This is a genomic window from Okeania sp. SIO2B9 (assembly GCF_010672505.1).
GTDB lineage: Bacteria > Cyanobacteriota > Cyanobacteriia > Cyanobacteriales > Microcoleaceae > Okeania > Okeania hirsuta.
This window is the reverse complement of the sequence record NZ_JAAHGK010000365.1, coordinates 1-6,066: the sequence shown is the minus strand read 5'-3', so window position 1 is coordinate 6,066 and position 6,066 is coordinate 1. Positions and strand designations below refer to the sequence as shown.

Annotated in this window: 5 protein-coding genes; all 5 read left to right on the top strand. The window is 45.2% G+C overall.

All coding sequences use genetic code 11. The annotated features are described in order from the left end of the window. The first annotated feature begins 226 nt into the window (after nt 1-226). The gene (locus F6K13_RS14530; RefSeq protein WP_287287706.1) at nt 227-1,462 is read left to right on the top strand and encodes an RNA polymerase sigma factor; all 1,236 of its coding nucleotides are present in this window, start codon (nt 227-229) and stop codon (nt 1,460-1,462) included. A 307-nt stretch (nt 1,463-1,769) separates the two neighbouring features. Further along, nucleotides 1,770-2,141, top strand: a complete 372-nt coding sequence (locus F6K13_RS14525; RefSeq protein WP_287287704.1) for an META domain-containing protein — start codon at nt 1,770-1,772, stop codon at nt 2,139-2,141. Nucleotides 2,142-2,440: 299 nt separating this feature from the next. Beyond that, a complete protein-coding gene (locus F6K13_RS14520; RefSeq protein ID WP_287287702.1) occupies nt 2,441-3,841 on the top strand; it encodes a ferritin-like protein in 1,401 nt (466 codons plus the stop codon). An 86-nt stretch (nt 3,842-3,927) separates the two neighbouring features. Then, nucleotides 3,928-5,847, top strand: coding sequence for a LodA/GoxA family CTQ-dependent oxidase (locus F6K13_RS14515; RefSeq protein WP_287287701.1), 1,920 nt, complete (start codon nt 3,928-3,930; stop codon nt 5,845-5,847). Then, a partial coding sequence (locus F6K13_RS14510) for an NAD(P)/FAD-dependent oxidoreductase (RefSeq protein WP_287287699.1) occupies nt 5,840-6,066 on the top strand: 227 nt, incomplete at its 3' end. The genes F6K13_RS14515 and F6K13_RS14510, both read left to right, overlap by 8 nt.

The following is a 6,066-nucleotide window of genomic DNA, read 5'->3' as shown; positions in this document are numbered from 1 at the left end:
ATAATTATCTTTATTTATTAGGACTTACGCACTCATAACGTGTTTCTGTCATTGCGAGCGACAGCGAAGCAATCTCAAAGGTTGATATTTCGTTCCTTATGCGTAAGTCCTGTTTATAAAAAAATCTACTTAAGCAGTTGACGTTGACTTCACGGTAGCTATCCGATCGTGTTGCAGCAAAATAAAAACACTTAAAACACTTTGAATACCCCAAATTAATTAATCTATGGTACATCTCAAGGCTATGGAAAAAGGGAAATTAACAGACCCGAACCCAGGAGGTGACACTACTGATGAGGGAGGAAGTATGACTATGTTAGCGACCTTGACTCCCGCTCCCGTGGCAGCCGCTCCAGGAATTGGCAGAAATCCTCATAAATTGGAGAAAGAGGAAATAGAAAAGGAGTTTTGGCAGGTATGGTGCGAGCATCGAGACCGACTTTATCGCTGCTGTCTGAGGTTGATGAACTCTAACCAGACAGATGCAGAGGATGCTCTGAGTGAGGCCATGCTGAAAGCATTGAAAATGGTGCGCAAGTTTGCCGGGAAAATTGCTAATTTACCAGCTTGGTTGATGACCCTGACTCGCAACTTATGTCTGGATATCATCCGCAAACGTTCTCGGGGTGCTGTGGGTGTAGATGATATAGAGTGGGTTGGCGATCGTGGGGAAATGGGGGTAGCTTCGGCGGTGGAGTTGCAGGAGCAGGTTTTGGAGAAAGATGAGAGGTCAGTGGTTATTCGACGGGCGATCGCTTCTTTGCCCGAACGGATGCGGGAAACCTTTATTTTACATTTTTATCAAGAGCTTTCTAATCAGGAAATTGTCGAGCGGCAAGGAATTTCCATAGATTGTGTTTACAAGCGGATATCCCAAGCACGGAAAAAGTTGAAGGAGATGTTGAGCCGTTATTTCATTGACTTTGATGGGTCTGTGTTGGGTACGGAGAGGGAATTAGGGGATGCCAATGAGTCGTGCCAGAAACAGGAAGATTTGGCAAATGTTTCGGTGCAGGAGATATCGGCAACTCCTGGGGTGTCAGGGGAAGAGCAGAAGCGGGAGGAGTTGGAAGTGGTGAGTGCGGATATTGCCCCCGAAAATTCTCAGGGGTTGGAGACTATGACGGTATCGGTATCGGAAGAGTGTGTTGAGGTGGATGGGGCCGAAAAATCGGAGTTGGTGGATGGTGCAGGGTTTTCGTTGGGTATGGTTGCTGTTGCTGATTCATCCCTGTATGAAATTCGTCGTCAAGTTGAGTACAAAGCCTCATGGTATGACTGTAAGTTAGTGTTTGCGGATAGATTTTATCCATCATCTAAAACCTGTTCTAATTGTGGGCATATCCAAGAAATGCCACTTAAAGAAAGGATTTTTAATTGTGAGGCTTGCCATATATCAATCGACCGTGATTTTAATGCCAGCCTCAATTTAAAGCATTACGCCGAAGGCTATTCGGTTTGAGCCTGTGAAGGGTGAGAAGTGCCGACACCTCACGCAATCCCCTGAGCGTAGTCGAAGGGAAGAAAGCAGGAAGGGAACGTTAATACGGTTTGTACCGCGTTATATCAGTTTCTCGTAGCAGTAAAAAAGAAAATAAGTTGTCAGAAAAAGGGAAAAAGAACAGTCTAATAATTGTCAACGAAGAGTTGATCAAACTGGGTGTGAAGAAGTTCTGTTCTTCATGCAATAAATTAAAAGCACAAAAAAGGAAAAGAAGGAAATGATCGAAAAGAACTGGAAAAAGCATTGGGGTGTCTGGTGCGCCCGGATGATCTCATTGGCATTAGTCATTAGTCTAGCATTGCCAACCTACGCAGCATTAGCAGTACAGACGGAACTAGAGGGAGAATGGCAGCTTGTAAAATCACCCATAGAACTCAACTTATTTAATGGCAGTGATAATGGTGATATGTACTGTAATGCCTATGCAGGAAGCTACATAACAGTAAAGGGCGCTCAATGCGGAGGCCCGCTTCCAATAAGTTTTTCGCCCCAAGCATCTACACAAGTAGGATGTGAGGCAAATCCAGAAGAGTCCCGGTATTTGCAATCTCTTGAGACGGCTCAAGAGTACGAAGTCTGTGATGATGTGCTAACCATCCTTGGAGGCTCGGGAGAATTGAAGTTCCTCAGACGATAAGAATGGAATGGAGGTAAGACAGGAAGTAGTTGTCTGGGGATAGACAAGACGAGAGTAGTCTGGAGTTGACCTGAGATATCGGCACTCCACTCCTAACCCCAATTCACCTACGGCGATCCCATTCCTCAATGGGACTCGCCTAAACCAAAAGAAAAAGGGGTGTTTGGGTAAAAAAAGTCAGAAAAAGGGAAAAAGAACAGTCTAATAATTGTCAACGAAGAGTTGATAAAACTGAGTGTGAAGAAGTTCTGTTCTTCATGCAATAAATAAAAAGCACAAAATTTGCAAGGAGAAACTTAATGTCACCAACTACTTTATCGGATAAGAGACCGATCAGGTTTCGATTTAAAGCTCTCTCTAAAGAAGCAAGATCTGATAATTCACAGGAGGATTTTCAGAATCTAAAACAAACGCTTCAGCAGGCTCTCAAAGTTGCCATTGCTTTGGAGTTTTCTACTATTCCTCCCTACCTGACGGCGTTGTATTCGCTCAAGGATAAAAGCTCGGATGCTTATCGGGTCATCAGGAGCGTGGCACTTGAAGAAATGCTGCATATTAACTTAGCCTGCAACTTGCTGAATGCTATTGCAGAGGAAGGTAATGAGAAAACTCGTCCCCAGTTTTATGGCAAACTTTGCATCGAGAAACTCGTTCCTGAGACGGCCAAAGAAAAAGAAATCAAACTCCCGATCGCCTATCCAGATACACTTCTGCGCCCGATATTCAACGGTCCTCGCGTCCAACTCATGGCCGCATCTACCGACTTGATGAGTCAAACCTTCATGGCGATCGAACAACCCGAACCCATAGACCAAAAAGAGAAATTAGAAAAAGGACAGGAATTCGATACAATTGGGCAGTTTTATGCGGCGATCGAAAAACTGTTTGATGAATTAGGAAAATTAGGAAATAATAAAAATAACGAGCTTTTCACTGGCAATAAAAATTGGCAACGCACTGACTTTTACTTTGGGAGCGGTGGCGGAGAACCGATTAAGGTAACAGATATAGAGACTGCTAAAAAAGCGATTCAGCAAATAATGGTTCAAGGGGAAGGAGCCACTCCTCCGACTACTACGAGTTACATACCCAAGCAGGAGTACGGTACCTATAACCACTATGGGATGCGTACTGATGGCACCTACGGACCGATTGTGGGAACGCCTTACGAACTATCCCATTATTTCAAGTTTAAGGCGATCGCTGATGGTGTCATTCCCCTGCCGTCAGTTTATCCCATGCTCCCCAATCCTTCTTTAGATAAGTTTAAACTAGACGGCGATCATAACCCAGATGCTCACTATCTTAGCCAAATCTTTAGTATGTGCTACAGCCTCTTAGTCGAAGCTCTGGAAAAAATCTTCCAATCTAGCACAAGTGATACTGATGACTACTACTTTACGATTGTTGTCGCGCTGATGCAGAATGCCTTTCCTCTTCTTGCTACTCAATTGATGCAAACACCTGTGCTAAAGGAAGGCGATGCAACCCTCGGTCCTACTGCGGGTCCCTGCTTTGAGGAAAATTGGTGCGAATGCAGCGAATGCACTTCACTTGACGGTATCAAGAAACTTGTATTCTGTATCAACGTCCAGATTAATCAATTCCTACCAGAGATGTCGTCGAGGGCAAGAGAAACCCTGGAGGCAGTTCGAGCGACTATTGAGGACATCAATTCAAAATGTGCTGCTAAAAGTTAATCGTCCGACGCTACTTTATCCGGCAACTATCTTTGCCAAAAACAGCCAATTGACCAAAATTGTAACCACAGGAGAAAACAACAACAATGGGATTTTTAAAGATTTTCCCGCCGATAGGCATTGCCCGAGTTGGCAACAGCGAGGAGTTTTATCTGGCTCCAGAAACACTAGGGAAGGACGGTAAAGGTTCTCTTCCCATTCCCGTACAATTCCAGGACAACAGCCAACCAGAGCTTCCTATAACAAAAACGGGAGAAGATTTTAAGGAGGATGATTTCCGAGATGGCGATAACGGTGAAGGAAAAATGCGCCGACAAGCCGTGCGGTTTCGGATTTTTTACTATGACAGTCCAACAGACAATAAGCCAAAGGAGGTAGTTGTAACAAATGGTTGTATCGATGAAAATACACAAAAAAAGGCAACCAAGATTGTCTGGAAGGTGCGGATCGCGAATAAAAAGGCGAGCTGGTATGAATTCCGGACTAAGAATGGCGCCGATGGCTACACTCCCAATCACCCTTTACGAAATAGCAATGTAACGGATGATAGGTTCAATAAACTCGTTATTGCTCCAAGTGTCGGAACGCTAGAGGCAACAGAAAGCCAATTGAAAGGAAAACATGACTTCAAGAAACAAATGGACGAAGATGGTTGGCCGACCGAGTTGCCAGAAAATATTGATTATCTGGGGACAATGTGCCTAGACGAACATGGGCACCTGGTTTTTGTTGGCGGCTATGGTAAGTCTGGTTCCAAAAACGATCCGCCTGAAATCAATAGCTATGCCAATAATGATGGTTGGTGGGATGATACCTCTGACGGACCAGTTATGGCATACGTGGAGTTAGAAGATGACACAGATGTAAACCCAGAAGCCGTTCCAGCTTGGGTAATAGTTGCTCCCCCTGCTTACGCCCCGGAGATTCCCAATATAGTGACCCTGTACGACGTGATGTTTGATGTCGCAGTTCGCCACTTGAAACATAATAACCAGCCAGAGGGGGGAAAGGGGGATGAAGATTCCTACATAATTGATAAAAATGGGTTATGGAACCCTAACTATAAACCCGATTGGGAAACCCAGATCAAGCCCATACTCGATCGCGCTTCTCTGACCTCTTGGGTAGTCGCCATGCCACCCAAACCCCATACGTTTGACTACGAAAAGTTAAGGGATAACAATCCTAAATACAACAGTTTGCGGCAATACTTCTTCAGTAATATCCGGCCGCCCGAGGAAAAAAATGCTTTGAAGTCGAAAACCACTGGCTATCCGATGATGCCCTATATGCCTGGAGACGATGCCACGGATAGCAGCCAGAAGTCTTCTAAGTATTTCACTCTCACGGATACCCAGTATTTCTTCTTGAAACAATGGGCAAATGGTAAGTTTGAGACAGTAGATACCCCGTCAAACGATCAAGTGACTCCTTTGGGGTTGACTATGGCATCTCTGGAAGCCTGCGTCGGTGGCCCTTTTTCTCCGGGGATTGAAATGACTTGGATTTGCCGCAACCCGAAGCTCTACCAAGAACCATTTCGCATCAAAAGTAAGTTGAAGTTCGATGATGATGATGGTATAGACAATGCTACTCTTAGTTTGGGTACGGACTGGGAAAAAGGATTTGAACCGGGAGATGTGACCAAGTATATGGCTTTGCCTTGGCAGGCGGACTTCGATGTATGTAGCACTCAACTCGTAGAGCAGATTGTTTGGTGGTGGCCTGCTCAACGCCCGCTGTTCGTGTATTTAGATCCTCGCCCCCCACTGCAACCACTGATGGCAGATGCTCCACAAGTACCTGATGAGACAATTAAGGACAAACAGGTTCCTTGGGTGGGCACGAGCTACGATCAAAATGCCGATGACTACTTGATATTAGGCTATTTAGAGATGGTGCAGCAATGGCATCAATTGGGATTTATTTTTGATATAAGTGAAACCCTCCCTGAGTATTTCAAGTGGGAAGGTTCCTATTTCGCCGAAGTTAAAAGATATGAATAATTCCCCCGTGAATAATAACCTACCATCAGAGATTGACGTGGCAATTATTGGTAGTGGTCCGGCGGGGACTGCCACCGCGATCGCCCTGCAACAGCGCGCCAGTCTGAGAGTAGCAATTCTGGAGCGATCGGCGCAAAATACCTTTCGCATCGGCGAAACGGTTCCCCCGAACATCCGATCGCCTCTGGGAGAACTAGGAGTCCTGGATATCCTGGAGAC

Bases quoted from the DNA above. Each gene is read 5' to 3' on its own strand.
- F6K13_RS14525 (WP_287287704.1), top strand. From the start codon at position 1,770: ATGATCTCATTGGCATTAGTCATTAGTCTAGCATTGCCAACCTACGCA.
- F6K13_RS14515 (WP_287287701.1), top strand. From the start codon at position 3,928: ATGGGATTTTTAAAGATTTTCCCGCCGATAGGCATTGCCCGAGTTGGC.
- F6K13_RS14530 (WP_287287706.1), top strand. From the start codon at position 227: ATGGTACATCTCAAGGCTATGGAAAAAGGGAAATTAACAGACCCGAAC.
- F6K13_RS14520 (WP_287287702.1), top strand. From the start codon at position 2,441: ATGTCACCAACTACTTTATCGGATAAGAGACCGATCAGGTTTCGATTT.